At 61.9% G+C, this 25,483-nt stretch carries 27 protein-coding genes and 1 tRNA gene; 17 read left to right on the forward strand and 11 right to left on the reverse strand.

Features of this window, described 5'->3' with window-relative positions; all coding sequences use genetic code 11:
• Positions 1-8 precede the first annotated feature (8 nt).
• Positions 9-1,001, reverse strand: coding sequence for a BMP family lipoprotein (locus tag B5E41_RS02030; RefSeq protein ID WP_088390641.1), 993 nt, complete (start codon positions 999-1,001; stop codon positions 9-11).
• 310 nt (positions 1,002-1,311) lie between these two features.
• On the reverse strand, positions 1,312-1,629 hold the full coding sequence (locus tag B5E41_RS02035) for a hypothetical protein (protein ID WP_064800276.1): 318 nt from the start codon (positions 1,627-1,629) through the stop codon (positions 1,312-1,314).
• Between the two features lie 227 nt (positions 1,630-1,856).
• Between B5E41_RS02035 and B5E41_RS02040 the strand changes: the two genes are divergently transcribed.
• Positions 1,857-1,946: transfer RNA gene (locus B5E41_RS02040), tRNA-Ser, on the forward strand.
• A 104-nt stretch (positions 1,947-2,050) separates the two neighbouring features.
• Here B5E41_RS02040 and B5E41_RS02045 read toward each other — a convergent pair.
• Entirely contained in the window at positions 2,051-2,251 is a 201-nt protein-coding gene (locus B5E41_RS02045; RefSeq protein ID WP_245303047.1) for a ribbon-helix-helix domain-containing protein, read from the reverse strand.
• Positions 2,252-2,472: 221 nt separating this feature from the next.
• Here B5E41_RS02045 and B5E41_RS02050 point away from each other — a divergent pair, with 221 nt between their 5' ends.
• Both B5E41_RS02050 and B5E41_RS02055 read left to right on the forward strand, forming a co-directional pair.
• Positions 2,473-2,682, forward strand: coding sequence for a KTSC domain-containing protein (locus B5E41_RS02050; RefSeq protein ID WP_064681543.1), 210 nt, complete (start codon positions 2,473-2,475; stop codon positions 2,680-2,682).
• 360 nt (positions 2,683-3,042) lie between these two features.
• A complete protein-coding gene (locus tag B5E41_RS02055; protein ID WP_042119143.1) occupies positions 3,043-3,282 on the forward strand; it encodes a CrpP-related protein in 240 nt (79 codons plus the stop codon).
• On the opposite strand, the gene pncB is transcribed toward B5E41_RS02055, so the two are convergent.
• From pncB to B5E41_RS02090, 7 genes are all read right to left on the reverse strand, one after another.
• Complete coding sequence (gene pncB, locus B5E41_RS02060) at positions 3,264-4,568, reverse strand: nicotinate phosphoribosyltransferase (protein ID WP_064800275.1); 1,305 nt, start codon at positions 4,566-4,568, stop codon at positions 3,264-3,266. The genes B5E41_RS02055 and pncB overlap by 19 nt on opposite strands.
• Positions 4,569-4,755: 187 nt before the next feature.
• Complete coding sequence (locus B5E41_RS02065) at positions 4,756-5,112, reverse strand: hypothetical protein (RefSeq protein ID WP_064805823.1); 357 nt, start codon at positions 5,110-5,112, stop codon at positions 4,756-4,758.
• Between the two features lie 147 nt (positions 5,113-5,259).
• Positions 5,260-6,219 carry a 2-hydroxyacid dehydrogenase gene (locus B5E41_RS02070; RefSeq protein WP_088390643.1) on the reverse strand — a complete coding sequence of 320 codons (960 nt, stop codon included), beginning with the start codon at positions 6,217-6,219 and terminating at the stop codon, positions 5,260-5,262.
• An 8-nt stretch (positions 6,220-6,227) separates the two neighbouring features.
• A complete protein-coding gene (locus B5E41_RS02075; protein WP_088390645.1) occupies positions 6,228-7,865 on the reverse strand; it encodes an ABC transporter ATP-binding protein in 1,638 nt (545 codons plus the stop codon).
• Positions 7,862-9,010 carry an ABC transporter permease gene (locus tag B5E41_RS02080; RefSeq protein ID WP_088390647.1) on the reverse strand — a complete coding sequence of 383 codons (1,149 nt, stop codon included), beginning with the start codon at positions 9,008-9,010 and terminating at the stop codon, positions 7,862-7,864. Before B5E41_RS02080 ends, B5E41_RS02075 begins: the two co-directional genes overlap by 4 nt.
• The gene (locus tag B5E41_RS02085) at positions 9,010-10,098 is read right to left on the reverse strand and encodes a microcin C ABC transporter permease YejB (protein ID WP_064800271.1); all 1,089 of its coding nucleotides are present in this window, start codon (positions 10,096-10,098) and stop codon (positions 9,010-9,012) included. The genes B5E41_RS02080 and B5E41_RS02085 overlap by 1 nt, the downstream gene beginning before the upstream one ends.
• A gap of 150 nt (positions 10,099-10,248) precedes the next feature.
• Positions 10,249-12,081 (reverse strand): extracellular solute-binding protein, encoded by a 1,833-nt coding sequence (locus B5E41_RS02090; protein ID WP_088390649.1) that lies wholly within the window; start codon positions 12,079-12,081, stop codon positions 10,249-10,251.
• 272 nt (positions 12,082-12,353) lie between these two features.
• Here B5E41_RS02090 and mepA point away from each other — a divergent pair, with 272 nt between their 5' ends.
• From mepA to B5E41_RS02120, 6 genes are all read left to right on the forward strand, one after another.
• Complete coding sequence (mepA, locus tag B5E41_RS02095) at positions 12,354-13,427, forward strand: penicillin-insensitive murein endopeptidase (protein ID WP_088390651.1); 1,074 nt, start codon at positions 12,354-12,356, stop codon at positions 13,425-13,427.
• Positions 13,428-13,513: 86 nt separating this feature from the next.
• On the forward strand, positions 13,514-13,894 hold the full coding sequence (locus tag B5E41_RS02100) for a methylglyoxal synthase (protein ID WP_088390653.1): 381 nt from the start codon (positions 13,514-13,516) through the stop codon (positions 13,892-13,894).
• 17 nt (positions 13,895-13,911) lie between these two features.
• Positions 13,912-14,937, forward strand: coding sequence for a glucokinase (locus B5E41_RS02105; RefSeq protein WP_088390655.1), 1,026 nt, complete (start codon positions 13,912-13,914; stop codon positions 14,935-14,937).
• Between the two features lie 124 nt (positions 14,938-15,061).
• Entirely contained in the window at positions 15,062-16,849 is a 1,788-nt protein-coding gene (locus B5E41_RS02110) for an ABC transporter ATP-binding protein (RefSeq protein WP_088390657.1), read from the forward strand.
• A gap of 15 nt (positions 16,850-16,864) precedes the next feature.
• Entirely contained in the window at positions 16,865-17,689 is an 825-nt protein-coding gene (dapB, locus tag B5E41_RS02115) for a 4-hydroxy-tetrahydrodipicolinate reductase (RefSeq protein WP_088390659.1), read from the forward strand.
• A gap of 21 nt (positions 17,690-17,710) precedes the next feature.
• On the forward strand, positions 17,711-18,346 hold the full coding sequence (locus tag B5E41_RS02120) for a 2,3-bisphosphoglycerate-dependent phosphoglycerate mutase (protein WP_088390661.1): 636 nt from the start codon (positions 17,711-17,713) through the stop codon (positions 18,344-18,346).
• 55 nt (positions 18,347-18,401) lie between these two features.
• On the opposite strand, the gene phnF is transcribed toward B5E41_RS02120, so the two are convergent.
• Positions 18,402-19,139: a phosphonate metabolism transcriptional regulator PhnF gene (gene phnF, locus B5E41_RS02125; protein ID WP_088390663.1), complete on the reverse strand. Its 738-nt coding sequence runs from the start codon at positions 19,137-19,139 to the stop codon at positions 18,402-18,404.
• A gap of 110 nt (positions 19,140-19,249) precedes the next feature.
• Between phnF and phnG the strand changes: the two genes are divergently transcribed.
• The 8 genes from phnG (at position 19,250) to phnC (ending at position 25,399) form a co-directional block, all read left to right on the forward strand.
• Positions 19,250-19,726 carry a phosphonate C-P lyase system protein PhnG gene (gene phnG / locus B5E41_RS02130; protein WP_088390665.1) on the forward strand — a complete coding sequence of 159 codons (477 nt, stop codon included), beginning with the start codon at positions 19,250-19,252 and terminating at the stop codon, positions 19,724-19,726.
• Positions 19,726-20,334: a phosphonate C-P lyase system protein PhnH gene (gene phnH, locus B5E41_RS02135; RefSeq protein WP_088390667.1), complete on the forward strand. Its 609-nt coding sequence runs from the start codon at positions 19,726-19,728 to the stop codon at positions 20,332-20,334. The genes phnG and phnH overlap by 1 nt, the downstream gene beginning before the upstream one ends.
• A gap of 4 nt (positions 20,335-20,338) precedes the next feature.
• Positions 20,339-21,445 carry a carbon-phosphorus lyase complex subunit gene (locus B5E41_RS02140; protein WP_088390669.1) on the forward strand — a complete coding sequence of 369 codons (1,107 nt, stop codon included), beginning with the start codon at positions 20,339-20,341 and terminating at the stop codon, positions 21,443-21,445.
• A complete protein-coding gene (locus B5E41_RS02145) occupies positions 21,442-22,317 on the forward strand; it encodes an alpha-D-ribose 1-methylphosphonate 5-phosphate C-P-lyase PhnJ (RefSeq protein WP_088390671.1) in 876 nt (291 codons plus the stop codon). The genes B5E41_RS02140 and B5E41_RS02145 overlap by 4 nt, the downstream gene beginning before the upstream one ends.
• Positions 22,314-23,090, forward strand: coding sequence for a phosphonate C-P lyase system protein PhnK (phnK, locus tag B5E41_RS02150; RefSeq protein WP_088390673.1), 777 nt, complete (start codon positions 22,314-22,316; stop codon positions 23,088-23,090). Before B5E41_RS02145 ends, phnK begins: the two co-directional genes overlap by 4 nt.
• 24 nt (positions 23,091-23,114) lie before the next feature.
• Positions 23,115-23,822, forward strand: coding sequence for a phosphonate C-P lyase system protein PhnL (gene phnL, locus B5E41_RS02155; RefSeq protein ID WP_088390675.1), 708 nt, complete (start codon positions 23,115-23,117; stop codon positions 23,820-23,822).
• Entirely contained in the window at positions 23,819-24,436 is a 618-nt protein-coding gene (locus B5E41_RS02160) for a DapH/DapD/GlmU-related protein (RefSeq protein WP_088390677.1), read from the forward strand. Before phnL ends, B5E41_RS02160 begins: the two co-directional genes overlap by 4 nt.
• A 117-nt stretch (positions 24,437-24,553) precedes the next feature.
• A complete protein-coding gene (phnC, locus tag B5E41_RS02165; RefSeq protein ID WP_088390679.1) occupies positions 24,554-25,399 on the forward strand; it encodes a phosphonate ABC transporter ATP-binding protein in 846 nt (281 codons plus the stop codon).
• Positions 25,400-25,483: the final 84 nt, after the last annotated feature.

Here is a 25,483-nt window from a genome sequence, read left to right on the forward strand (position 1 = left end):
GGCGCTGATCACTTCGGGCAAGCGTTGTCCGAGGTGTAATCGTGAACCTTGACGGTTCCGGCGATGATATCGGCCTTGGCCTTGTCGACGGCAGCCTGCATTTCCGGCGTGATCAGCGACTTGTTGTTGTCGTCGATCGCCGCGCCAACACCATCTTCCTTGACGCCGAGCGCCTGGACGCCAGCGGTGAACTTGTCGTTCTTGGTGTCGGTATAGGCGTTGTAGACGGCGAGGTCGACGCGCTTGACCATCGAGGTCAGGACCGAGCCCGGATGCAGATGGTTCTGGTTGGAATCGACGCCGATCGACAGCTTCTTGTTGTCGGCCGCGGTCTGCAGCACGCCGAGGCCGGTGGCGCCGGCTGCCGCGTAAATGACATCCGCGCCCTGGTCGATCTGGTTCTTGGTGAGCTCGCCGCCACGAACCGGGTCATTCCACGCAGCGCCCGTCGTGCCGGTCATGTTCTGGAAAACCTGGATATCGGCCTTGGCGGCGCGCGCGCCCTGCTCATAGCCGCATTCGAATTTGCGGATCAGCGGAATGTCCATGCCGCCGACGAAGCCGACCTTGCCGGTCTTGGAGGCCATGCCGGCGAGAATGCCGACGAGATAGGAGCCTTCTTCTTCCTTGTAGACGACCGAGCGGACGTTCGGCTTGTCGACGACAGAGTCGACGATGATGAACTTGGTATCGGGGAATTCGGCTGCGACCTTCTCGATGGCCGAAGTCCAGGCGAAGGACACGGCAACGACCGGGTTGAAACCGCGGCTTGCGAAGTTGCGGATGGCCTGTTCGCCCTGCGTGTCGCCGGTCGGCTCGAAGTCGCGATAGGCGATGCCGGTCTCGGCCTTGAACTTCTCGGCGCCGTTATAGGCCGCTTCGTTGAAAGACTTATCGAACTTCCCGCCGGTGCCGTAAACCAGCGCCGGCTTGACATCGGCGGCAAGCGCCGTCGTCGACATGGCAGCCACGGCAAGGAGAGTGAGAAGGGATTTTTTCATTGTGCAGCCCTGTTGTTGCTATTCGTTAGGGGTCCTCCCGCAAGCCCTTTTCGGACATGTCTGCGGAACCACCGACCTCCCCCCGGAGGCCTGGCTGCGCGCATCCTTGCATGGCTCACGGAAAAATTCACCAGAAATTTTTCAGGCGGTAAAGATTTGCAGCGATTGCTGAAAATCAGTTCTTCCCGGTTGTTTTTTGGACATTCCCCCATCAAGGCTGCAGTTTTTCTAGCCAATCCGCCGGCAGATGCCAAAGCCGCAGAGGGCCATATCAGGCCTTCGCCGCATCGCACCGGCTCAAACCGATCGGCTATGCGATGAAGCGGCCTGACACTTGCGGTTTCTTGTAGCCGACCATCCAAAGAAGCAGCGCGATCACCAGAAAAACCGCAAAGGCCGGCTGCAGCATCAGCCACTGAAATATGAAGGCATAGAAGCGCGGGTGGATATAGTAGGAAAGCGCGGATTGCAGCGACGTCAGCGTGTCCGGGCTCACATCCTGCCAGGCATCCGACATCGGCGTCATGATCACGGCGGAGGCGGCAACCGACTGGATCGAATCGATGGTCCCGGCAATAACGGCTGCCGCAAGTGCGACAAGACTCGCCAGACGCAACAGGAAACGCATCAATCCCTCCGACGCTTCGGTATGCCGGATAATTCCGGCGAGCCCGCGCCATACTCCACCTTGAGAATTACATAGTCATCGCTGAGGTGAAGCACAATGGGATGGGCCGAGCGGAGTTTTATCGGAAGAAGTCAAAAAACTGTTAGATTTGGGTTGATCGGCAAAAATTCATCGGTATATATCGCGCCGTTCCGACGATTTGCACCTATCCGGGCGCGAACGCCAAAGGACAGGTGGCCGAGTGGTTTAAGGCGCACGCCTGGAACGCGTGTGTACGTGAAAGCGTACCGAGGGTTCGAATCCCTCCCTGTCCGCCATTTTCACATCTGGCCGAGCCTGCGCTGAACCATATAGACGGGGCCCGCTTCGGCTATGCCGATCACGTCTTCTTCCGCTTCTTCCATAAGGCGAAAGCCCATCATCAATTGCCGCGAGGGCTTTCCACCCGCGCCCGCGCAGCCCCAAACAGATCGTCTTTCGACCGCGACCCGATGCCGCTCTTCAAGCCCTCATCGACAAAGCGCTGCATAGCGGCGATCTTGTCGTCTCGCTCCTGATGTTTCCGGATAAGGTCGCGGACATAACCGCTCGAATAGGGCAGGGATACATTCATAGTCGCCATTTCAGGTCTCCGTTTCACGAAATTTGGATTGTTTGGCAAAGTCTGTCAGATGTCGCCGCACGGCACGCTCTTCCACAGTCTGCAAGGAAGCGAAGGCTCGATCCCACGAAATGAAGTGTAGCGCTGACCAGAAAGATTCCTGAATTTTTACCACGCTGCTTCACCGCGTCTTTGCACGTTTGGGTTTAGGTTCTGCCAAACCAAAAACAGAGGTAAAACAGGTGGAAGAACTTTCGGTGAAGTCGAAGATCATCAAATCCGTCTATTTCAGCCAGGAAGACGGCCGGCTCAGGATCTGCTTCAAGAACGGCGAGGAGCGTCTGTTCGAAGGCGTGCCCTCCTCGGAAGCCCATGCGATGACGGCGGCGCCGTCTCCCGGACATTATTACCTCGACCGGATCAGAACGCGGTTTCGCAGACTGGCCGCCTGAAACCCGTCGGGTTCAGCTGGGGATTGCGCCGGATTGAGACGGGGCCGGTGGATATTAACCACTGGTTAACTTTCGCCTTCATCACCGTTGGATCGGCGCGAGCGGAAAGCGGCAATTGTCAGTGCTGCCGCTTTCAGAGATTCGGTCAGCCGGGAGGCTCGGTGGCGGACCCCAGCCAGGAAGCCGGGCCTCCCCGTCACGCCCTATCCGTTTCGCCAGATCGATCCGAGGTCGGGTGCGATCGCCTTGAAATAGCGAAATGGGGCTAATCCTGTGAAAAACCGGAATGCTCACATCCGGACTCGACAATGCTTCATTAGCATGATTGCATAAACCCATGGAAAGGGAGGCCGGGTGATGATGTTCGAGAATCTGCTTGAGATGCAGGAGCGTGGCGTGCGCGATCGTGCTCGCGGCCGCAGCCTGGCGGACAATCCGATGTCGAAGCCGGATGTGCTGCCGATCACCGATTTTCAGGAATGGTATTCGATGTTCGACGCCTGGCGCTTCGGCTGGTCGATCGAGGATGCGATGGCGGGGCATATCGATGCGCCCCATCATGGCCGCGCCTCACCTCGTGCCTATACCAGGACGGTCTGATCGACCCGATCCTCGGCGCCGAAGAATTTCAGGTAGCGTTCGACCTCCGCCGGTTCGCCGGTCGCCTTCTGCGGATTGTCGGAGAGTTTTACCGCCGGACGGCCGTTGGCGTCACTGACCTTGCAGACGATCGAGATCGGATTGAGGCCTGAGATTTCCGTCGGCGCGCAGCCGGCAAAATCATTCGTCAGGTTGGTGCCCCAGCCGAAGCTCATGCGCACGCGGCCTTCGAAATGCCGGTAAGTGTCGATGATGGCGTCGACATCGAGACCGTCGGAGAAGATCAACAGCTTCTGGCGCGGATCGCGGCCCATCTTCTTCCACCAGTCGATGATCTTTTCACCGCCTTCGATCGGTGGCGCGCTGTCCGGACGGAAGCCGGTCCAGTCGGCGACCCATTCGGGGGCGTCGCGCAGGAAGGCCGCGGTGCCGAAGGCGTCCGGCAGGACGATCAGCAGGTTGCCGCCATAGAGCTTGTTCCAGTCGCGCAGGATCTTGTAAGGGGCATTGCGCAGTTGCTCATCGGTCTGCGCCAGGGCGGCTGCCACCATCGGCAGTTCGTGGGCATTGGTGCCGACCGCCTCGAGATCGGAATCCATCGCCAGCAATACATTGCTGGTGCCGGTGAAGGCCGGACCGATACCTTCCTTCAGCGCCTCGACGCACCAGCGCTGCCAGAGAAAGCTGTGGCGGCGGCGGGTGCCGAAATCGGAGATGCGCAGGCCGGGCAATTCCTTCAGCCGCTCGACCTTCGACCACATCTTCGCCTTGGCGCGGGCGTAGAGCACATCCAGCGTGAAAGGGCCGAGCGCCTTCATCGCCGAACGCGAACGCAGCTCGTTGACGATGGCGAGCGCCGGGATCTCCCACATGGTGGTTTCCTTCCAGGACCCATGGAAGTCCAGCACATATTGCCCGTCCTTCTTCGACAGCTCGTATTCAGGGAGCTGGAAATTGGACAGCCAGGCCAGGAATTCCGGCTCGAAGATCTGCGCGCGGCCGTAGAAACTGTTACCCGCCAGCCAGATCATCTCCTTCTTGGAGAGCCGTAGCGTGCGCGCATGATCGAGCTGCTCCCGCAATTCGCCCTCATCGATCTCTTCGGCGAGATGTACGCGCTTGGTGCGGTTGATCAGGGTGAAGGAGGCGTTCACATCAGGATAGAGCTTCCAGATCATCTGCAGCATCAGCAGCTTATAGAAATCGGTATCGATCAGGCTGCGGATGATCGGGTCGAGTTTCCAGGCGTGATTGTAGACGCGTCTCGCGATATCGGTCTTGGCCATGAGATTCCTGCCCCTGTCCACTCCGGTCAGGTGCTGCCAAATTCCCAGGTGCTGCCAAGTTCCGGGCCGGCGCACGAAACCGGCTCGTGCGCCTTCTTATCGAAAAATCGGCGAAGAAAGTCCAGACAAAACATAAACATCCCGCCGCATGGCGGCGACGGGATGCGGGAAATTATCTGTCGAACGCCTATTGGGCCGGAGGTTGAGCCGGGGCCACAGGAGCGGTATTCGGGGCCGGCGCCGTTTGCGGCGTCTCGGTCGGGACCGCATTGCCATTCTGCATGGTCGGCGCGCGTGCTGCGTCCGACTGCTGCTGCTGGAGCTGTTGGCCGGGCTGCTGCGGCGCCACCTCGTTCGCCTCGCGGCGGCCCCAGATCTCGACTGGAATCCAGACCACGAAAGCAAGGATCAGCGCCACGAGCAGCACGGTCAGGATACGATAACCCATACGCCCCTGCTTTGCCTTGACCGGCGGGATTTGCTGTTCCTTGTGAAGTTTTCCGTCGGATTTTTCCCAGCGTGTTTCGGTCTGATGCGCCATCATCGTCTCCTTCGCTGCCTTGGCGGCCGAACCGGCCGCAAAGAACTTCGCAAGGAAAACGGGTGGCCGTCTGGAAGGTTCCGGGCTCAAACGCGCCGCGGTCTTGGGAATAGCCAAACCGCCGCAGCTTTGGCGCGAGATGCCTTAAATCTAATAACCGGCGGCGCGATCAATCACGAACTGCAGCGGCTCGCCGCGCTCAAAACGGGCGATCTGCGTCTCGACATGGCGGAACAGCGCGTTCTCTTCGGAGACCGCCGCGTCGTGCGGGGTGATGAAGACGTTCTCCAATTCCCACAACGGGCTGTCGGCGGCGAGCGGCTCCACTTCGAAAACGTCGAGAGAAGCGCCGCCGAGGGTCCCCTCCCCGACGGCAGAGACGATGTCGGCCTCGATCTGGCTCTTGCCACGGCCGGCATTGATGAAGACCGGCTGTCCCAGCGCACCGTCGCGGCGGAGCTTCTTAAATAGCCCGCTATCATAGAAGCCCGTCGTCTCAGGCGTTAGTGGCAGCAGGCCGACCAGAATGTCGGTCTTGGCGAGAAACCGGTCCAGTTCGCCCGCGTCGAAGGTCTCAACGCCCTCGATTGTCTTGCGGGTGCGCGACCAGCCGATGACGTTGAAACCCATCACTTTCAGCTTGGCGACCGCATCCTGGCCCAGAATACCGAGCCCCATGACGCCGACGGTCACCTCCGCCGCTTCCGGCGCAATCAGTTTGGCCCATTCGCGCCGCCGCTGGCTGATATCATGGGCATATTGCGCGCGCAGATGCATCAGGCACTGCATGACGACCCATTCGGTCATCCGGGTTGTCAGGCTGCGGTCGACGAAACGGACGATCGGAATGTCAGGCAGACCGGCCATGCCGATGATGTGATCGACACCGGCGCCGCCCGAGAAGATGACCTTGAGGTTTGGCGCCCGGCTGAAAAGATCGGCATCCGGCTTCCAGAGAAGAGCATATTCGACGGCACGGAGATCACGCGCGGCATCAACCGTATCGGCGACATTGATGCTGCCGCGATCGGAAAAAGCCGTCTTCAGCGCGCGGGCAACACCTTCGGGGTTGAATTTGAGATCGACGAGAACGGGAGAAAGTGCGGACATGATCTTCTTTACTGCTGTACGGCGGGCGTCGGCACCGCCTCGATGTTGAAGGCCGCCGCCATCAGCGCTTTGGTGTAATCGTCCTTCGGCGCGCGGAAGATTTCCGCGGACGGTCCCTGCTCCACCACCTTGCCGAACCGCATGACGATGACGTCGTTGGCAAGCGCCTTCACTACTTTCAGGTCATGGCTGATGAAGAGATAGGCGAGGTCGTGCTTCTTTTGCAGATCGCGCAGCAGATCTACCACCTGGGCCTGTACGCTCATGTCGAGCGCGGAGGTCGGTTCGTCGAGCATGACGAAACGCGGCTTCAGCACCATGGCCCGTGCAATGGCGATGCGCTGGCGCTGGCCACCGGAGAATTCATGCGGATAGCGCCAGCGGGTCAGGGGATCGAGGCCCACCTCCTCCAGCGCCCAGCAGACGCGCTGGTCGCGCTCTTCGGCGCTCAAGGCGCGCTCATGCACCTTCAGCCCTTCCGCGATGATATCGCCGACCGACATGCGGGGGCTGAGCGAACCGTAGGGATCCTGGAAGACGATCTGCAGCTGATTGCGCAGCGGTCGCATCTCATTGAACGAATAGCCGGCTATATCCTTGCCGATAAAGGCGATCCGTCCCTGCGAAGAGATCAGCCGGGTGAGCGCCAGGCCGAGCGTGGTCTTCCCCGAGCCGGATTCGCCGACGACGCCGAGCGTCTGGCCGGCGCGCAACGAAAGATCGATGCCGTCGACGGCCTTCACATGATCGACGACGCGGCGCATCAGCCCCGCCTTGATCGGGAACCAGACGCGGATATCCGAACCTTCCATCACCACCGGTTTCGACGGGTCGGCGAACGGCGGTTCGCCGCGCGGTTCGGAAGCGAGCAGATGGCGGGTATAATCGTGCTTCGGATTGGCGAAGACTTCCTCGACCGTCCCGGTTTCAACAATCCGGCCCTTGGTCATGACGCAGACGCGGTCGGCGAATTTGCGCACGATGCCGAGATCGTGGGTGATAAACAGCAGCGACATGCCGTGCGCCGTCTTCAACTGCCGGAGAAGCTCGAGAATCTGCGCTTGTACGGTGACGTCGAGCGCCGTGGTCGGCTCGTCGGCGATCAGCAGTTCCGGCCGGTTGGCAAGCGCCATGGCGATCATGACGCGCTGGCGCTGACCGCCGGAGAGTTCGTGCGGATAGGCCTTCAACCGCTTCTCAGGCTCGCGGATGCCGACCTGGTTCAACAGTTCCAGCACCCGTTCGCGCGCTGGCTGTCCGGTAAGCCCCTGGTGCAGGGCGAGGATCTCGGCGATCTGCTTCTCGATCGTATGAAGCGGATTGAGCGAGGTCATCGGCTCCTGGAAGATCATGGTGATGTCGTTGCCGCGCACCTCGCGCAGCGCCCGCTCCGATGCCTTCAAGAGATCCTTGCCCTTGAACAGGATTTCGCCGGAGGGGTGGCTTGCCGAGGGATAAGGCAGAAGCCGCAGGATCGAGTTGGCCGAAACCGATTTACCGGAGCCGGATTCGCCGACGAGCGCCACGACCTCGCCTTTGGCGATATCGAAGGAGATCCGATCGACGGCAAGCGAGGTTTCGCCGCCCTGATGAAAGGCAACCGAGAGATCGCGGACGGAAAGGAGCGGTTCTGTCATGTCACTCATTGAAACGTCTTCCTCGGATCGAAGGCGTCGCGCACGGCTTCGCCGATGAAGATCAAAAGGGAAAGCATGATCGACATGGTGAAGAAGGCCGTCAGCCCGAGCCAAGGCGCCTGCAGGTTGGTCTTGCCCTGGGCGATCATTTCGCCGAGCGAAGGGGAGCCGGGCGGCATGCCGAAGCCGAGGAAATCGAGCGAGGTCAGCGTCGTGATCGAGCCTGAGAGAATGAAGGGCAGAAAGGTGAGCGTCGCCACCATGGCGTTCGGCAGCAGGTGGCGCCACATGATGGTGCGGTTGTTGACGCCGAGCGCACGGGCGGCGCGGACATATTCGAAATTGCGCGCGCGCAGGAATTCGGCGCGCACCACGCCGACGAAGCTGACCCAGGAGAACAGCAGCATGATGCCGAGCAGCACGAAGAAGCCGGGCGGCAGGATCGCGGCGATGATCAGCAGAATGTAAAGCACCGGCATCGACGACCAGATCTCGATGAAGCGCTGCAGCAGGAGATCGGTCAAGCCGCCGAAATAGCCCTGCACAGCCCCTGCCGTCACGCCGATGATTGCCGAGCAGATGGTCAGCGCCAGGCCGAACAGCACCGATATGCGGAAGCCGTAGATGACGCGCGCCAGCACATCGCGCGCCTGGTCATCGGTGCCGAGCCAGTTGAGATTGCCGAGCGTGCAGCCGGGATCATTCGCCCCTTGCGGATAACCCGAGCAGCGCTCCTCCTTGGTCATCAGCCAGAAGGGGGCGGTTGGCGCCGAGTGCGGAATGTTCGAGTTGACCGAGCGGTAGGAATAGCGGATCGGCGGCCAGATCATCCAGCCATTGGCGTTGATCTCGTCCGATATCACCGAGGAGCGGTAGTCGGTTTCGGCGAGGAAGCCGCCGAATTTTTCCTCGGGATAGTCGATCAGGACAGGAAACAGGATTTCGCCCTTGTAGGAGGCGATGATCGGCCGGTCATTGGCGAGGAACTCGGCAAAGAGGCTGAGCACGAACAGCAGCAGGAAAAGCCACAGCGACCAGTAGCCGCGGCCGTTCGCCCGGAAATTCTTCCAGCGACGGATGTTGGTCGGCGACAGCAGGCCCTTGCGCGGCGGTTTGACCGGGGTTGCGGTGGCGGGATTTGCGGCGGCGTCCATCAGACATCCCTCCGCTCGAAATCGATGCGCGGATCGATCCAGGTATAGATCAGGTCGGAAATCAGGCTGACGAAGAGACCGAGCAGCGAGAAGATATAGAGTGTCGCGAAGACGATCGGATAATCGCGGTTGACCACCGAGAGATAGCCGAGGCGGCCGAGGCCATCGAGCGAAAAGATATTCTCGATCAGCAGCGAGCCGGTGAAGAAGGCGGAGATGAAGGCGCCGGGAAAACCGGCGATGATGATCAGCATGGCGTTGCGGAAAACATGGCCGTAGAGCACCTGCCGCTCGTTCAAGCCTTTGGCGCGGGCGGTGACGACATATTGCTTCTTGATCTCCTCGATGAAGGAATTCTTGGTCAAGAGCGTCGTGGTGGCGAAGGCGGCTAGCGAAAGCGAGATCAGCGGCAGAGTGAGGTGCCAGAAATAATCGAGTGGCTTCTGCCACCAGGCGAGCTCACCGAAATTGTCGGAAACGAGGCCGCGCAGCGGAAACCAGTCGTAGAAGGAACCGCCGGCGAAAAGGACGATCAGCAGGATGCCGAAGAGAAAGCTCGGAACGGCATAGCCAATGACGATGACGCCCGAGGTCCAGACGTCGAAAGTCGACCCGTCCTTGACCGCCTTGCGGATGCCGAGCGGGATGGAGATGGCGTAGGAGAAGATCAGGATCCAGATGCCGAGCGAGATCGATACCGGCAGCTTCTCCTTGATGAGGTCGAGCACGGAGGTGTTGCGGAAGAAGCTCTCGCCGAAATCGAAACGGATGTAATTCCACATCATCTCGCCAAAGCGCGTCAGCGGCGGCTTGTCGAAGCCGAACTGTTTTTCGAGCTTGGCGATCAGCTCCGGATCAAGCCCTTGGGCGCCGCGATATTTCGAACCTTCGTCGCTGCCGCCGCCACCGAGGAGATCGCCGCCGCCGGACAGGCGCTGATCAGCGCTGTCGGCCTGGCCTGTCAGCTGGGCAATCACCTGCTCGACCGGGCCGCCGGGTGCAAATTGAACAACGATGAAGGAAATTGCCATGATGCCGATAATGGTCGGAATCATCAAAAGCAGGCGGCGAATGACATAGGCACCCATCAGCCTTCAGCCTCCGGGAAAGTATTTCTTGTCTGCACGCCGTTCAGTCCAATGCCGCTCAATCCGCCAGCCTTCCTTTGCCGGCCTCGCCGGCTTGTCGTGATTCGCTCGTGCCATTTGGAGCCCAGGGCCCCGTTAATGCAAGCCCGCTCATTTTGCCGAGGCCGACCACCAGGCATCGGGGAAACCAAGGCTGTGGGCCGGAAATTCGGCAGGATGCGTGACTGTGTTCCAATAGGCAATATTAACGGTATCGCGGTAGAACAGCGGGATGACGTAGTGATTTGCCAGCAAGACCCGGTCCATTGCCTTGATCGCCGCGACCTGCTCGTCGCGGTTGGGGGCAAAGATAATCATGCGAATGAGTTCATCGACCGCCGGGTTGGCGATCCCGGCATAATTGTGAGAGCCCTGCTGGTTGATCGAGCCGGAGCCCCAATAATCGGCCTGCTCGTTACCCGGATTCATGGTTTCCGCCCAAACATTCCAGATCATGTCGTAGTCGAAGCTGCGTTCGCGGTTGACGGCTTGCGAGGCATCGACCGTCCGCACCCGCGCATCTATGCCGATTTTCTTGAGATTGCTGGCATAAGGCACTGCCCAGCGCTCCAACATGGGGCTCGACAATAATATCTCGAAACTCATCGGCTGGCCGGTTTTGGTGTTGACCATACGATTGTTCTTGATCTCCCAACCGGCATCTTTCAGGAGCGCAATCGCTTTGCGAAGGTTGTCGCGGCTTTTCTGCGGATCACCGCCAACCGGATTTGTGTACGGCGTCGTGAAGACCTCGGGCGGAACCTTGTCCTTCATGCCTTCCAGAATTTCCAGTTCTCTGCCTTGCGGCAGGCCGGAAGAGGCAAGTTCGGTGTTCCAGAAATAGCTGTCGATGCGCTTGTAGCTGTTGAAAGCAACGGTGCGGTTCAACTCCTCGAAGTCGAACCCGTAGTTCAGAGCCTCGCGGACTCTGATATCCTTGAACAGGTCACGCCGCATGTTGGGCACGAGCGCTTGCAGGATACCGGTGGAGCGCAGCGGGTTGGCAACCTCCTCTTTCTTGACGCGCCCTTCCTTCACTGCGGGGAAATCATATCCCGTCGCCCAGCGAGCGGCGGTGGTTTCCTGCCAGTAGTCGCTGTTGCCGGCGCGAAAGGCTTCGAACTCGACATCCCGATCACCGAAATAGGTGTAGATGACGTTGCGGAAATTGTTCTGGCCGACGTTTACGTTGAGGTCCTTGCCCCAGTAGTCGTCGCGCAGTTCATAACGGATCGTCGCGCCGGGCGAGAAGGACGCAATCTTGTAAGGTCCGGACCCCATCACGGGCTCCAGGGTCGTCTTTGAGATATCCCGCGGTTTACCGTCCGGCCCCCGTCCCTCCCACCAATGTTTGGGCACGACCACCAACTGGCCGAGGATATTGGGAAGCTCGCGATTGTTCTTCTCGTCGAAAATGAAGGTAACGTCACGATCGCCAGTCTTTTCGGCCTTTACCACGTGGCGGTAATAGTTCCCGGTGAGCGGATTCAACTCCTTGGTCTTATCCAGGCTGAAAATGACGTCCTCGGGCGTTATCGGCTGACCGTCCGCCCATTTCGCCTCCTTGCGCAGGCGAAAGGTCGCACTCGAAACGTCCGCGGGAAAGGAAAGTCCTTCGGCAAGCAGGCCGTAGGACACAAGCAGTTCGTCATCGGCGGGCTTCATCAAGGTGTCGTACACGAGCGTCAGGCCGACCGCCGTCTGTCCTTTGGCAAGCAGCGGGTTGAAGGTGTCGAAGGCGCCGCTTGCAGAAAGGCGCAGGTCCCCGCCCTTTGGAGCATCGGGATTGACGTAATCGAAATGCGCAAAGCCCGGCTTGTACTTCATGTCACTGATAACCGAGCTGCCAATCTGAAAGGGCTGGTCCTGGGCTGTTGCCGTCATGGGCGCTAAGGCTCCCGCAAGCGTCAGAAACAAACCGATCTTCGACCACAAAGCCGCCATTCACGCTTTCCCCTAATTATTGGTGGGTTCGACAATACGAAAAATACAGGCGAAAAACAGGAGAGAGTTTGGTTTTTGCCGGGCTCGCGAAATTTTGACCTTGTTTTGCCGCGCCAAGGTTGAAGACCTCATCGGAATTGCAGGCGGCCGCAACGCTGCGGCGATCCGTCACCGCCGCTGCCTGTCGCCGCTAGCCAAAACATCGATTCACCAAAATCGCTTTTCACGATAGATTCCCGGCAAATCACTTCGGCAGCGCTCAAGGAAACAGTATGGCTTTCGGCTTCGTTCAGGCTTTCAGAACATTCGGCAGACTGGCGCTTGCCGGCGCGATCGGCGCCGGCCTTGCCGCCGGCGATGTCGGCGCCGAGCAGAAACCGCCAAGCCCCGGCAGCGCCAAGGCGCTGTTCGCAGGCGTCAGCCTGCCGACGCAGGGGCCGGCGCAGCCGATCGGCTTTTATGCAAAGGGCTGCATGACCGGCGCGGTGGCGCTGCCGACCGACGGGCCGACCTGGCAGGCGATGCGGCTTTCGCGCAACCGCCGCTGGGGCAACCCGGCGATGATCGCGCTCCTGGAACGATTTTCGCAGGATGCGGTCAAGTATGCCGGCTGGCCGGGCATCCTCGTCGGTGATGTCGCCCAGCCGCGCGGCGGGCCGATGCTCAACGGCCATTCCTCGCACCAGATCGGCCTCGATGCCGATATTTGGTTCACCCCGATGCCGGCGCGCCGCCTGACGGCCGAGGAGCGCGAGAACCTGCCCTTCACCAGCATGCTGCAGAAGGACAAGTTCCTCACCGTCAACCCGAAGGTATGGACGGAATCGCGGGCGCGGCTTTTGATGCTGGCGGCGAGCTATCCCGAAGTGGAGCGCATCTTCGTCAATCCGGCGATCAAGAAGAAGATGTGCGACACCTGGACCGGCGACCGCACCAACCTTGGTAAGCTGCGGCCGATATACGGCCACGACTCGCATTTCCACATCCGCATCAAATGCCCGCCCGGTGCTGCCGGATGCACGCCGCAAGCTCCCGTCGCCTCAGGAGACGGCTGCGACAAGTCGCTCGCCTATTGGTTCACCCCGGCACCTTGGGCGCCGCCGAAACCGCCCAAGCCCGGCGCCAAGCCGCCGAAGCCGCCGCGTGAGATGATGGTCTCCGACCTGCCGAAGGCCTGCTCTGCCGTGCTCGATGCCGCTTCCGTCGCTTCGATGCAGGCCGCCACCTATGGCGGGCCTTCAGCCGCAAGCGCTCTCGCCGCCGCTCCGGCAGCCGCGCCGGCTGACGACGACGAGGGGCTGCCGGATGTTGGCCCGGTCCCGAACGATAAGCCGGCGATCCAATGAAGGGGCGGACGCATTGCCTTTCAAATCGCAAATACTTGGTATAAAGCGATCAAATCGATTGAATTGTTGGGGCGGAGATTCACTTCATGGCCGGCGGCAAATGCCTTGCGCTGATCGCGCATGACCAGAAGAAGGACGACATGGCGGCTTTCGCCCGCGCCAATCAGGACCTTCTCTCGCGCTGGAAGATCGTCGCGACGGGTACCACCGGCGGTCGCGTGCTCGATGCCGCTCCCGATCTCGACGTCACCAGGCTGAAAAGCGGGCCGCTCGGCGGCGACCAGCAGATCGGCGCGCTGATCTCGACCGGCGAAGTCGACGCGCTGATTTTCTTCGTCGACCCGCTGACGCCGATGCCGCATGATGTCGACGTGAAGGCGCTGATGCGGCTCGCCATCGTCTACGACATTCCGATGGCACTCAACCACGCGACCGCTATAAAGCTCCTTCCCACACTCGAAGCCTGATCAGCACGGAACCGGCCATGCCCAAACCCAGCCACAGCACCGCTCCGCTTCCCTTCCCGATCCTGATCGGCGATATCGGCGGCACCAATGCCCGCTTCTCCATCCTGACCGACGCCTATGCCGAACCGAAGCAGTTTCCGAACGTGCGCACGGCGGATTTCGCCACGATCGACGAAGCGATCCAAAAGGGCGTGCTCGACAAGACAGCGGTGCTGCCGCGCTCGGCGATCCTCGCCGTCGCCGGCCCGATCAACGACGACGAGATCCCCCTGACCAATTGCGACTGGGTGGTGCGGCCAAAGACGATGATCGAGGACCTCCGCATCGAGGACGTGCTCGTCGTCAACGATTTCGAGGCGCAGGCGCTGGCGATCGCCGCCCTGTCGGATGAAAACCGTGAACGTATCGGCAGCGCCACCGGCGACATGGTTGCCTCGCGCGTCGTGCTCGGACCTGGCACCGGCCTCGGCGTCGGCGGGCTTGTGCATGCCCAGCATACTTGGATCCCGGTTCCCGGCGAAGGCGGCCACATCGATCTCGGGCCGCGCAGCAAGCGCGATTATCAGATCTTTCCGCATGTCGAGACGATCGAAGGCCGTGTTTCGGCCGAACAGATCCTCTGCGGACGCGGCCTCGTCAATCTCTATAATGCCATCTGCGCGGTCGACGGCATCCAGCCGACGATGAAGGATCCGGCCGAGATCACCTCACATGCGCTTGATGGCAGCGACAAGGCCGCCGTTGAGACCGTTTCGCTGTTTGCCACCTATCTCGGCCGCGTGGCGGGCGACATGGCCATGGTGTTCATGGCGCGCGGCGGTGTCTATCTCTCCGGCGGTATCTCGCAAAAGATCCTCCCGGCGCTGAAGAAACCGGAATTCCGGCAGGCTTTCGAGGACAAGGCGCCGCATAGCGCGCTGCTTCGCACCATCCCCACCTATGTCGTGACCCATCCGTTAGCGGCGCTCGCAGGGCTTTCGTCCTATGCGCGCATGCCGGCCAATTTCGGCGTATCGACGGAAGGCCGCCGCTGGCGGCGCTGAGCCCAGCGCGCGTCCCTCCGGGCCGCGCCGCGGTCTAGCCAAACCAGTCCCAACTCTTTATAGAGCCGGCCAAAGTGCGCGCCACGTTCACGACGCGCTCAGTCTCGGACAGGAAGCTTGATATTTGGAAGCCGTGGAAAGCAGAAAGCAGAGCGTCAGCAGCGATACCGTCACCGGCATCCTGAAGCGCATCATCGCTGAAAACGGCCGCGACCATCTCTGGGGTTATGTCTTCGCAATCGCCTGCCTCGTGGTCGTGGCGCTTTCGACGGCGTTCACCGCCTGGATCATGCGGGCGATCATCGACGAGGCCTTCGCCAATCGCCGCGCCGACGTCGTCTGGATCATCTGTCTTTCGATCTTCGTTGCCTTCGTGCTGCGCGGTTTTGCCAGCTACGGCCAGGCCGTGGCGCTTTCCAAGGTCGGCAACAATATCGTCGCCCGCTATCAGCGCCGCCTCTATGCGCATCTGATGACGCTTTCCGTTGGCTTTTTCAGCGAGGCACGCTCGGCTCATATCGCCGCGCAGGTGAGCCAGAACGTCAGCGGCATCCGCGACGTGCTCAACCTGACGATCACCTCGACGGTGCGCGACCTCCTGACCTTCGTTTCGCTGATCGGCGTGATGGTCCTCCAGGACCCGTTGCTCAGCCTCGCCGTCTTCATCATGGCGCCGCCGCTGCTCTATGCACTGCGTTATGTTTCCAAACGCCTTCGCTCGGCAACCCGCGAGGCCGTGCATCTGAACAGCCACGTGCTGGGGGCCATGCAGGAGACGATCCAGGGTATTGCCATCGTCAAAGCCTTCACGATGGAAGAGGAACTGGAGAACAAGGTCAACAAGCTCATCACGGCCGCCGAGAACCGGGCGAACCGGATTGCCCGGCTTTCCGAGCGCACCTCGCCGCTGACGGAGAGCTTCGCAGGCTTTGCCGTCGCCAGCGTGCTTGCCTATGCCGCCTATCGCTCGATCTATTACAACGTGGCCCCGGGCGCCTTCTTCTCCTTCGTGACGGCGCTGCTGCTTGCCTATGACCCGGCTCGCCGCCTTGCCCGGCTGCAGGTGCAGATGGAACGCGCCGTCGTCAATGCGCGGATGATCTACGAACTGCTGGACATGGAGCCGCGCCAGCGTGACCTGCCGGATGCCCGGCCGCTGACGGTGACGCAGGCCAGGATCGAATTCCGCAATGTTTCCTTCGCCTACGGCAATGAAAGCGTGCTGAACGACGTCAGCTTCGTCGCCGAGGGCGGAACCACCACGGCGCTCGTCGGCCCCTCGGGTGCGGGCAAATCCACCGTCATCAGCCTCATTCCGCGCTTCTACGATCCGCGCGAAGGTGAAATCCTGATCGACGGCCAGGATATCGCCCATATCACCAAGAAGTCGCTGCGCCAGCAGCTCGCCTATGTTTCGCAGCAGCCCTACCTGTTCGAAGGCACGATCCGCGACAATATCCGCTATGGCCGGCCGGAAGCGACCGATGTCGAGGTGGAAGAGGCGGCCCGGCTTGCCTATGCGCATGATTTCATCTCGGCGCAGCCGCAGGGTTACGATACGCCGGTCGGCGAAAACGGCGTGACGCTTTCGGGCGGCCAGCGGCAGCGGCTGTCGATCGCGCGGGCTTTGGTGCGCAACGCGCCGATCCTGCTGCTCGACGAAGCGACCTCCGCGCTGGACACCGAATCCGAGGCTGCCGTGCAGAAGGCGCTCGACGAGGCGATGACCGGGCGCACCGTCGTCGTCATCGCCCATCGGCTTTCGACCGTCGTGCGCGCCGACAAGATCGTCGTCATGCAGCAGGGTCGGGTGGTCGAGGAAGGCAATCATGAGACGCTTGCGAAGGTCAGCGACGGTCTTTACGCTCGCCTCAACAACCTGCAGAGGCCCTCGGCCTCGGATTCGTACTAACATGGCGAGACTGACATGAGCGATGCTGCGATGAAACTGGTGGTGGTCGGCGCGGCGGGACGCATGGGGCAGACGCTGATCCGGCTCATTCATTCCATCGAGGACGTGGTGCTGCATGCCGCGGTCGAGCGCGCCGGCTCGCCCTTTGTCGGCAAGGATGCCGGCGAAATCGCCGGGCTCGGGCCGACCGGCGTCATCATCGGCGACGATCCGCTCCAGGCCTTCCTGCATGCCGAGGGCGTGCTCGACTTCACCGCGCCTGCCGCAACCGTGGAATTCTCCGGCCTCGCCGCTCAGGCCCGCATCGTTCACGTGGTCGGCACGACGGGCTGCTCGAGCGAGGACAATGCGAAGATCGCCGCAGCGGCCCGCCATGCCCGCATCGTCAAGTCAGGCAATATGAGCCTCGGCGTCAATCTGCTCAGCGTGCTGGCCGAGCAGGCAGCGCGGGCGCTCGATCCTGCAGACTGGGACATCGAAATCTTGGAAATGCACCACAAACGCAAGGTGGATGCCCCTTCCGGCACCGCCCTTCTCTTCGGCGAAGCCGCTGCCAGGGGCCGCAATATCGACCTCGCCTCGAAATCGGTCAGGGTGCGCGACGGCCATACCGGCGCCCGCGAGGCGGGCACGATCGGTTTTGCGACGCTGCGCGGCGGCTCTGTCATCGGTGAGCATTCCGTGCTTTTCGCCGGCGAAGGCGAAATCGTCACCCTGTCGCACAGCGCGGCCGACCGTTCGATCTTCGCGCGCGGCGCCATCAAAGCCGCGCTCTGGGCGCGCGACAAGAAGCCGGGGCTTTATTCCATGCTCGACGTGCTCGGGCTTTCTTCCCAATAAGGATACTACGGAGGCATATTCATGAGCGGTACCCTCGTCCTCGTTCGCCACGGCCAGAGCGACTGGAATCTGAAGAATCTCTTCACCGGCTGGAAGGACCCGGATCTGACGGCACTCGGCATTCAGGAAGCCAAAGCCGGCGGCGCCGCGCTCGCCGAATACGGGATCAAATTCGACGTCGCCTATACCTCGGCGCTGGTGCGCGCGCAGCACACGCTGAAGCTCATCCTCGACAAGGTCGGCCAGCCCGATCTCGAAACGATCCGCGACCAGGCGCTGAACGAGCGCGACTACGGCGATCTCTCCGGCCTCAACAAGGATGACGCGCGCGCCAAGTGGGGCGAGGAACAGGTGCATATCTGGCGCCGTTCCTATGACGTGCCGCCGCCGGGCGGCGAGAGCCTGCGCGACACCGGCGCCCGTGTCTGGCCTTACTACCTCACGGAAATCCTGCCGCGCGTGCTGCGCGGCGAAAAGGTGCTGGTCGCCGCCCACGGCAATTCGCTGCGCTCGCTGGTCATGGTGCTCGACAAGCTGAGCAAAGAAGGCGTGCTCGCCCTCAATCTCGCGACCGGCGTTCCGATGGTCTACAAGCTGAAGGCGGATTCCACCGTCGCGTCCAAGGAAGTTCTGGGCGATATGTCCGGCGCCCACTAATTCGATGAGGCGTGCCGCCGGAAGCGGTCGGCACGCCTTGCCTCAATCATTGGCCTCAGTTCTCGATCGTGAACTGCACCCGGTCGGCGGCGAAACGGCTGATCGAATATTGCACCGGCATGCCGTCGAGATCGGTGTTCATTGCCTTGGCGATCAGCAGGATCGCGCCGGGGGTGAGTTCCAGATCGGCAAGGTCGGCTGTAGCAGCATGGGCGGCCGTCACCTCGGTCGTCGCCCGGACGTAGTCCGCCAGCCCGAGCTCGGCGAAAGCCTTGGTGATCGATTCATGCTTTCGGTAGGCCTCGCCGATCCCCGCGAAGCGTTCAGCGGGAAACCAGCTCGTCGCCTTTGAAACCGGCCGCCTGTCGGCATGGCGTAATGTTTCCAGCCGGATCACCTGCTCGCCCTGTTTCAGGCCCAACCAGCGGGCAACCTCGGCACTCGCCTCCTCCTGCGCCTCATCGAGCAGAAGACCACGCGTCTCACGCGCCTGATCGCCGATGCCCGCGGTGAAGCGCGTGCGCCGGGTAATCGGGAAGTTCAGCCGCTCCTTGCGCTCGATCAGCGTGCCACGGCCTTGTACCGCACGCACGATTCCCTCCTGCGCCAGCGCCGCCAGCGCACTGCGCACCGTATGCCTGTTAACGCCGAACTGCAGCGCCAGCACCGTTTCCGGCGGCACCATTCCCGTTTCGTCATAGGTTCCATTGCCGATCGCCTCGCGAATTCGATCGGCGATCTGACGCCAGAGCGCCACACCTGTCTGCCTCTGCACCTGCTTCAGTCCTGCCATTCTGCCCCTGCCTTGCCCCACGATGTCACACGCTTGTCACGACACCGGTTTAAGGCTAGATATAGCTTGTATGGTTGTCTATATCAATAGACATTTCGAGGAAAGCAGCGATGATATCAGCGGACGAGAAAGACGCCGCGTCGCCGACGGTCTCTGAGCGCAAACGCGCCGCCGATCTGCTGGCGCGTGCGGAACGGAGCGAACTCCAGGCAGCCTGGGATGCGTTGCCGCAGAAGCCCGTGGCTTATCCGGTGCGTGGACCGGAGACGGGACTGGTGATGGTGCGCGGCCGCATCGGCGGCGGCGGAGCTCCTTTCAATCTCGGCGAGGTGACGGTGACGCGCGCAACGGTGCGGCTCGAGACCGGCTCTATCGGCCATGCGCAGGCGCTCGGCACCGACCGGGAGAAGGCCCGCCTTGCGGCGATCTTCGATGCGCTCTGGCAGGAGGAGGCGACCAGGGATTTCGTCGAACAGGCGCTGCTTTCGCCGATTGCCGCACGCATCGCCGTCGCTCAGCGCCGCAAGGCGGACGAGACGGCGGCAACCCGCGTCGATTTCTTCACCATGGTACGGGGGGACAACTGATGGGTCTTGCGACAGAAGCCTTGACCGGCGGTTTTGCCGACCCGGTTTTCCATGCGCAGAGCGTCTTCAAGATGCTGATGGACGGCATGGCCCGTCCCGGCACCATCCAGACAGTTGCGCCCGATATTGCTCCGCCGGCGCCGCTCGGCATTGCCGCCGGCGCGATCGCGCTCACCCTTTGCGACTACGACACATCAGTCTGGCTTACCTCGGGACTGGCGAAATCCGCCATGCCGGAGTGGCTCGCCTTCCACACCGGCGCGCCCCTGACAGCCGAAAAGGCCGATGCGCGTTTTGCCTTCATTGAGGCGGGCACTGCGCTTTGCTCCTTCGGCCTGTTCGCATCAGGCACACAGGAATATCCCGACCGTTCGACGACTATTGTCATCGAACTTCCCAAACTCGAAGGCGGACGCAGGCTGGCGCTGATGGGTCCGGGCATCCAGAGCGTCGTGGAGATCGCGCCGGCGGGGCTGCCGGAGACCTTCCTCAGGCTCTGGACCGAGAACCGTGCGCTCTTCCCACGCGGCATCGACATCGTGCTGACGTCGGACACGCGCTTCGTCTGTCTGCCGCGCACCACCAAGATCACAGCAACGGAGATCTGAGCTCATGTATGTTGCCGTCAAGGGTGGCGAGGCCGCCATCGCCAATGCCCACCGTCTGCTTGCCGACCGCCGCCGCGGCGACCGTTCGCTGCCGGCGATCGGCATCGAGCAGATCGTCGAACAACTCGCCCTCGCCGTCGACCGCGCCATGGCCGAGGCCTCGCTTTTCGACCGTACCCTCGCCGCGCTGGCCGTGCGTCAGTCGCGCGGAGACATGATCGAGGCGATCTTCCTGCTGCGCGCTTACCGCACGACGCTGCCGCGCTTCGGCTATTCCAAACCGCTCGACACGGCTGAGATGACGATCGAACGGCGCATCTCGGCGACCTACAAGGACCTGCCGGGGGGCCAGCTTCTTGGTCCTACTTTCGATTATACTCACCGGCTGCTCGATCCGTCGCTGCTTCAGGACGAAGCGGTCGAGGCGCCCGCGCAGCGCACAGCCGAGACCGGCCGCGTCATGCGCGTCTCCGAAATCCTCGGCGAGGAGGGCCTGATCGAGGCTGACGGCGACATGCCCGAAGATCACGAGATCGGCGACCTGACCCGCGAGCCGATGGAATTCCCGATGACCCGCGACCTGCGCTTGCAGGCGCTTTCCCGCGGCGATGAAGGCTTCCTGCTGGCGCTCGGTTATTCTACGCAGCGCGGCTATGGCCGCAATCATCCCTTCACCGGTGAGATCCGCATCGGCGAAGTCGAGGTGGAATTCGACGTGCCGGAACTCGGTTTCGCCGTCTCGCTCGGCGTTATCCAGATCACCGAATGCCAGATGGTCAACCAGTTCAAGGGTTCCGCCAAGGCGCCGCCGCAATTCACCCGCGGCTATGGCCTTGTCTTCGGCCAGAGCGAGCGCAAGGCGATGGCCATGTCGCTGGTGGATCGCGCATTGCGGGCTGAAGAGCTCGGCGAGGATATCACCGCGCCGGCCCAGGACGAGGAATTCGTCATCTCCCATTCCGACAATGTCCAGGCGACCGGCTTCGTCGAGCATCTGAAGCTTCCGCATTATGTGGACTTCCAGGCCGAACTCGATCTCGTCCGCCGCATGCGCCGCGAATTCGAAGCCGCCCGCAACAGGGGCGAAGATTTGAAGGAAGCCGCCGAATGAGCGATCTCGCCAGCTACAACTTCGCCTATCTCGACGAACAGACAAAGCGGATGATCCGCCGCGCCATCCTGAAGGCGATCGCCATTCCCGGCTATCAGGTGCCCTTCGCCAGCAGAGAAATGCCGATGCCCTACGGCTGGGGCACCGGCGGCGTGCAGGTGACGGCCTCGATCATCGGGCCTGACGACGTGCTGAAGGTCATCGACCAGGGCGCCGACGACACGACCAACGCCGTTTCGATCCGCGCCTTCTTCCAGAAGGTCGCCAATGTCGCAGTCACGACGCATACGAGCGATGCAACTATCATCCAGACGCGCCACCGCATCCCGGAAGAGAAGCTCGGGCCCGGCCAGGTACTCGTCTATCAGGTGCCCATCCCCGAGCCGCTGCGTTTCCTCGAACCGCGCGAGACCGAGACGCGCAAAATGCATGCGCTCGAGGAATATGGCCTCATGCATGTGAAGCTCTATGAGGATATCGCCCGCAACGGCCGCATCGCCACGACCTATGCCTATCCGGTCAAGGTGTTTGGCCGCTACGTTATGGACCCGTCGCCGACGCCGAAGTTCGATAATCCGAAGATGCACAGATCGGAAGCGCTGCAGCTTTTCGGGGCCGGCCGCGAAAAGCGTATCTATGCCGTGCCGCCCTATACCGATGTCGTCAGCCTGGACTTTGAAGACCATCCCTTCGAGATCCAGCGCTTCGACAGGCCCTGCGCGCTTTGTGGCGCAGAGGATGTCTATCTCGATGAGGTCATCCTCGACGACAAGGGCGGGCGCATGTTCGTCTGCTCCGACACCGACCATTGCGAAGACCGCCGGGCCCGGGGGCATGCCGGCGAAATGCTGGCCCAGGAGGCTGCAGAATGACCGATATACCGCTTCTCAAGGTCAACGACCTCTCGAAGTTCTACGGCAAGCGCATCGGCTGCCGGAACGTCTCCTTCGAGCTCTGGCCCGGCGAGGTGCTGGCCATCGTCGGCGAATCCGGTTCGGGCAAGACGACGCTGCTCAACTGCATCTCCACCCGGCTGATGCCGACGACCGGCAGCGTCGAATACCATATGCGCGATGGGAGCTACCGCGACCTCTATCATATGAACGAGGCCGAACGCCGCTTCCTGATGCGCACCGACTGGGGCTTCGTGCACCAGAATCCGGCCGACGGGCTGCGCATGACCGTCTCGGCCGGCGCCAATGTCGGCGAACGGCTGATGGCGATCGGCGACCGGCACTACGGCAATATCCGCTCCACCGCCATCAATTGGCTCGAACGCGTCGAGATCGATGCCGATCGCATCGACGATGAGCCGCGCGCCTTTTCCGGCGGCATGCGCCAGCGCCTGCAGATCGCCCGCAACCTTGTCACCGGTCCGCGTCTGGTCTTCATGGACGAGCCGACCGGCGGCCTCGACGTTTCGGTGCAGGCGCGTCTGCTCGATCTGGTGCGCAGCCTCGTCAACGATCTTGGCCTCTCGGCGATCATCGTCACCCATGATCTTGCCGTCGCCCGTCTGCTGTCGCACCGCATGATGGTGATGAAGGACGGCGCCGTCGTCGAACAGGGCCTCACCGACCGCGTACTCGACGATCCCCGAGAGCCTTACACGCAGCTGCTCGTCTCCTCGATCCTGCAGGTCTGAGCTAGAAACCAGGAAAACCAAATCATGCCAACGCCCCTCGTCGTTTCCGAAGTCTCGAAGAGCTTCACCATGCACCTGCGCGACGGCATCAGGCTGCCCGTCGTTTCCGACGTCGCCTTCTCCGTGTCGTCAGGCGAATGCGTCGTTCTCGGCGGCCCCTCGGGCATCGGCAAGAGCTCGCTGCTCAAGATGATCTACGGCAATTATGCTGTCGACTCCGGCCAGATCCTCATCCGCCACGACGGGCGCATCGTCGATCTCGCCGCCGCCGATCCGCGCACCGTGCTCAATGTTCGCCGCGATACGCTCGGCTATGTCAGCCAGTTCCTGCGCACCGTACCGCGCGTGGCGGCGATCGACGTGGTGGCCGAGCCGCTCGTCGCTCGCGGCGAAGAAACGGTCGCCGCTCGCGAAAAGGCGGGCACCTTGCTCGCCAAGCTCAACCTGCCGGAGGCGCTGTGGCAGCTTCCGCCCGCCACCTTCTCCGGCGGCGAGCAGCAACGCGTCAACATCGCCCGCGGCTTCATCACCGAGCATACGATCCTGCTTCTCGATGAACCCACAGCCTCGCTCGATGCGAAAAACCGTGCCGTCGTCGTCGGCATGATCGCGGAGAAGAAGAAGGCGGGCGTCGCCCTTCTCGGCATCTTCCACGACGGGGAAGTGCGCGAGGCCGTCGCCGACCGCATCCTCGACGTCCAGCAGTTCTCGCCGAGGAAGATCGCCGCATGAGCCGCCAGTTGGGCATCGAGCCCTATATCCACGAAACGGCCGATGTCAGCGGCTCCACTTTCGGGCGCTTTACAGAGGTCTCCGAACGCTGCCGCATCAGCGAAGCTACTATCGGCGACTATTCCTACATCATGCAGGACGGCTCCGTCTGGTGCGCAACGATCGGCAAGTTCGTCAATATCGCTGCCGCCGTGCGCATCAACGCCACCAACCATCCGACCTGGCGCGCGACTCTGCATCATTTCACTTATCGCGCCGCCGATTATTGGCCGGACGCCGACATGGAGACGGACTTCTTCGCCTGGCGGCGCTCGAACCGGGTGACGATCGGCCACGACGTCTGGATCGGCCATGGCGCAACCATCCTGCCGGGCGTCAATGTCGGCAATGGCGCCGTCATCGGCGCCGGCGCGGTCGTATCGAAGGACGTCGCGCCATACACGATCGTCGGCGGCGTACCGGCGAAACTGATCCGCGACCGGTTTTCGAAACCGGTCGGCGAACGCATGGACCGGCTCGCCTGGTGGGACTGGGAGCACGACCGGCTGCGCCAAGCCTTGCAGGATTTTCGCAACCTAAACGCGGAAGATTTTCTGGCGAGATATGGTGGCTAAACCTCAGATATAGGCGCGGAGAATTGTGACACGAACTACACAAATATGACACGTGAGGTTCATGAAGCGGGACTAATGCGATGCTGACTAAGGTCTGGAGCGCAAGGGAAGAGCATGATGTTCGAGCTGAAGGATGTCACCCGCCGTTTCGGAAACAAGCTCGCCGTCGATGCCGTGACGCTCACCATTCCCCAGGGTCAGATGGTCGGCATCATCGGCCGCTCCGGCGCCGGCAAGTCGACGCTGCTGCGCATGATCAACCGCCTGCAGGAGCCGAGCGCCGGCTCCATTCATTTCGCCGGCGTCGAGGTCTCTGGGCTGCGCGGCCGGGCGCTGCGTAGCTGGCAACGGGACTGCGCAATGATCTTCCAGCAGTTCAATCTGGTGCCGCGCCTTGATGTTCTCACAAATGTCATGCTCGGCCGCCTCAATCACCGCTCGACGCTTCTTAGCCTCCTCAACATCTTCACCCGCGAGGAACGCGTGCATGCGATCGCCGCGCTCGAACGCCTCGGCATCGAGCAGACGGCGCTGCAGCCGGCCGGCACGCTTTCCGGCGGCCAGCAGCAGCGCGTGGCGATCGCCCGCGCACTGATGCAGAACCCGAAGATGGTCCTCGCCGACGAGCCGATCGCCTCGCTCGACCCGCTGAACGCCAAGATCGTCATGGATGCGCTGCGCGACATCAACGAGCATGAGGGCATCACCGTTATCACCAATCTGCATACGCTCGACACCGCCCGCAACTATTGTGAGCGCATCGTCGGCATGGCCGGCGGCCGCGTCGTCTTCGACGGCAAACCCTCGGAACTGACGGCCGAAGCCGTGAAGGAAATCTACGGAACGGACAAGGATGGCGCCGGCATCGACGAAACCATGACGTCGACGTCCATCACTATCGCTGCCGAGCGGGCAGACAATCAATCCGCCGGCGCCCAACCGCTGGCATTGGCCGGCCTCTGAGCGGGGCGGCCGCGATCGAACGCCCGCGTCAAGGGCACATTTCTTCGTAACGGGAAGGCCGAGACACCGGTCGATAGGAGAGAA

It is taken from the genome of Rhizobium esperanzae (assembly GCF_002204185.1).
GTDB lineage: Bacteria > Pseudomonadota > Alphaproteobacteria > Rhizobiales > Rhizobiaceae > Rhizobium > Rhizobium esperanzae.

Excerpts from the sequence above, each read along its gene's own strand:
- B5E41_RS02030 (WP_088390641.1), bottom strand. The coding sequence starts at position 1,001 with ATGAAAAAATCCCTTCTCACTCTCCTTGCCGTGGCTGCCATGTCGACG.
- B5E41_RS02035 (WP_064800276.1), bottom strand. The coding sequence starts at position 1,629 with ATGCGTTTCCTGTTGCGTCTGGCGAGTCTTGTCGCACTTGCGGCAGCC.
- B5E41_RS02045 (WP_245303047.1), bottom strand. The coding sequence starts at position 2,251 with ATGGCGACTATGAATGTATCCCTGCCCTATTCGAGCGGTTATGTCCGC.
- B5E41_RS02055 (WP_042119143.1), top strand. The coding sequence starts at position 3,043 with ATGTTCGAGAATCTGCTTGAGATGCAGGAGCGTGGCGTGCGCGATCGT.
- pncB (WP_064800275.1), bottom strand. The coding sequence starts at position 4,568 with ATGGCCAAGACCGATATCGCGAGACGCGTCTACAATCACGCCTGGAAA.
- B5E41_RS02065 (WP_064805823.1), bottom strand. The coding sequence starts at position 5,112 with ATGATGGCGCATCAGACCGAAACACGCTGGGAAAAATCCGACGGAAAA.
- B5E41_RS02070 (WP_088390643.1), bottom strand. The coding sequence starts at position 6,219 with ATGTCCGCACTTTCTCCCGTTCTCGTCGATCTCAAATTCAACCCCGAA.
- B5E41_RS02075 (WP_088390645.1), bottom strand. The coding sequence starts at position 7,865 with ATGAGTGACATGACAGAACCGCTCCTTTCCGTCCGCGATCTCTCGGTT.
- B5E41_RS02080 (WP_088390647.1), bottom strand. The coding sequence starts at position 9,010 with ATGGACGCCGCCGCAAATCCCGCCACCGCAACCCCGGTCAAACCGCCG.
- B5E41_RS02085 (WP_064800271.1), bottom strand. The coding sequence starts at position 10,098 with ATGGGTGCCTATGTCATTCGCCGCCTGCTTTTGATGATTCCGACCATT.
- B5E41_RS02090 (WP_088390649.1), bottom strand. The coding sequence starts at position 12,081 with ATGGCGGCTTTGTGGTCGAAGATCGGTTTGTTTCTGACGCTTGCGGGA.
- mepA (WP_088390651.1), top strand. The coding sequence starts at position 12,354 with ATGGCTTTCGGCTTCGTTCAGGCTTTCAGAACATTCGGCAGACTGGCG.
- B5E41_RS02100 (WP_088390653.1), top strand. The coding sequence starts at position 13,514 with ATGGCCGGCGGCAAATGCCTTGCGCTGATCGCGCATGACCAGAAGAAG.
- B5E41_RS02105 (WP_088390655.1), top strand. The coding sequence starts at position 13,912 with ATGCCCAAACCCAGCCACAGCACCGCTCCGCTTCCCTTCCCGATCCTG.
- dapB (WP_088390659.1), top strand. The coding sequence starts at position 16,865 with ATGAGCGATGCTGCGATGAAACTGGTGGTGGTCGGCGCGGCGGGACGC.
- B5E41_RS02120 (WP_088390661.1), top strand. The coding sequence starts at position 17,711 with ATGAGCGGTACCCTCGTCCTCGTTCGCCACGGCCAGAGCGACTGGAAT.
- phnF (WP_088390663.1), bottom strand. The coding sequence starts at position 19,139 with ATGGCAGGACTGAAGCAGGTGCAGAGGCAGACAGGTGTGGCGCTCTGG.
- phnG (WP_088390665.1), top strand. The coding sequence starts at position 19,250 with ATGATATCAGCGGACGAGAAAGACGCCGCGTCGCCGACGGTCTCTGAG.
- phnH (WP_088390667.1), top strand. The coding sequence starts at position 19,726 with ATGGGTCTTGCGACAGAAGCCTTGACCGGCGGTTTTGCCGACCCGGTT.
- B5E41_RS02140 (WP_088390669.1), top strand. The coding sequence starts at position 20,339 with ATGTATGTTGCCGTCAAGGGTGGCGAGGCCGCCATCGCCAATGCCCAC.
- B5E41_RS02145 (WP_088390671.1), top strand. The coding sequence starts at position 21,442 with ATGAGCGATCTCGCCAGCTACAACTTCGCCTATCTCGACGAACAGACA.
- phnK (WP_088390673.1), top strand. The coding sequence starts at position 22,314 with ATGACCGATATACCGCTTCTCAAGGTCAACGACCTCTCGAAGTTCTAC.
- phnL (WP_088390675.1), top strand. The coding sequence starts at position 23,115 with ATGCCAACGCCCCTCGTCGTTTCCGAAGTCTCGAAGAGCTTCACCATG.
- B5E41_RS02160 (WP_088390677.1), top strand. The coding sequence starts at position 23,819 with ATGAGCCGCCAGTTGGGCATCGAGCCCTATATCCACGAAACGGCCGAT.
- phnC (WP_088390679.1), top strand. The coding sequence starts at position 24,554 with ATGTTCGAGCTGAAGGATGTCACCCGCCGTTTCGGAAACAAGCTCGCC.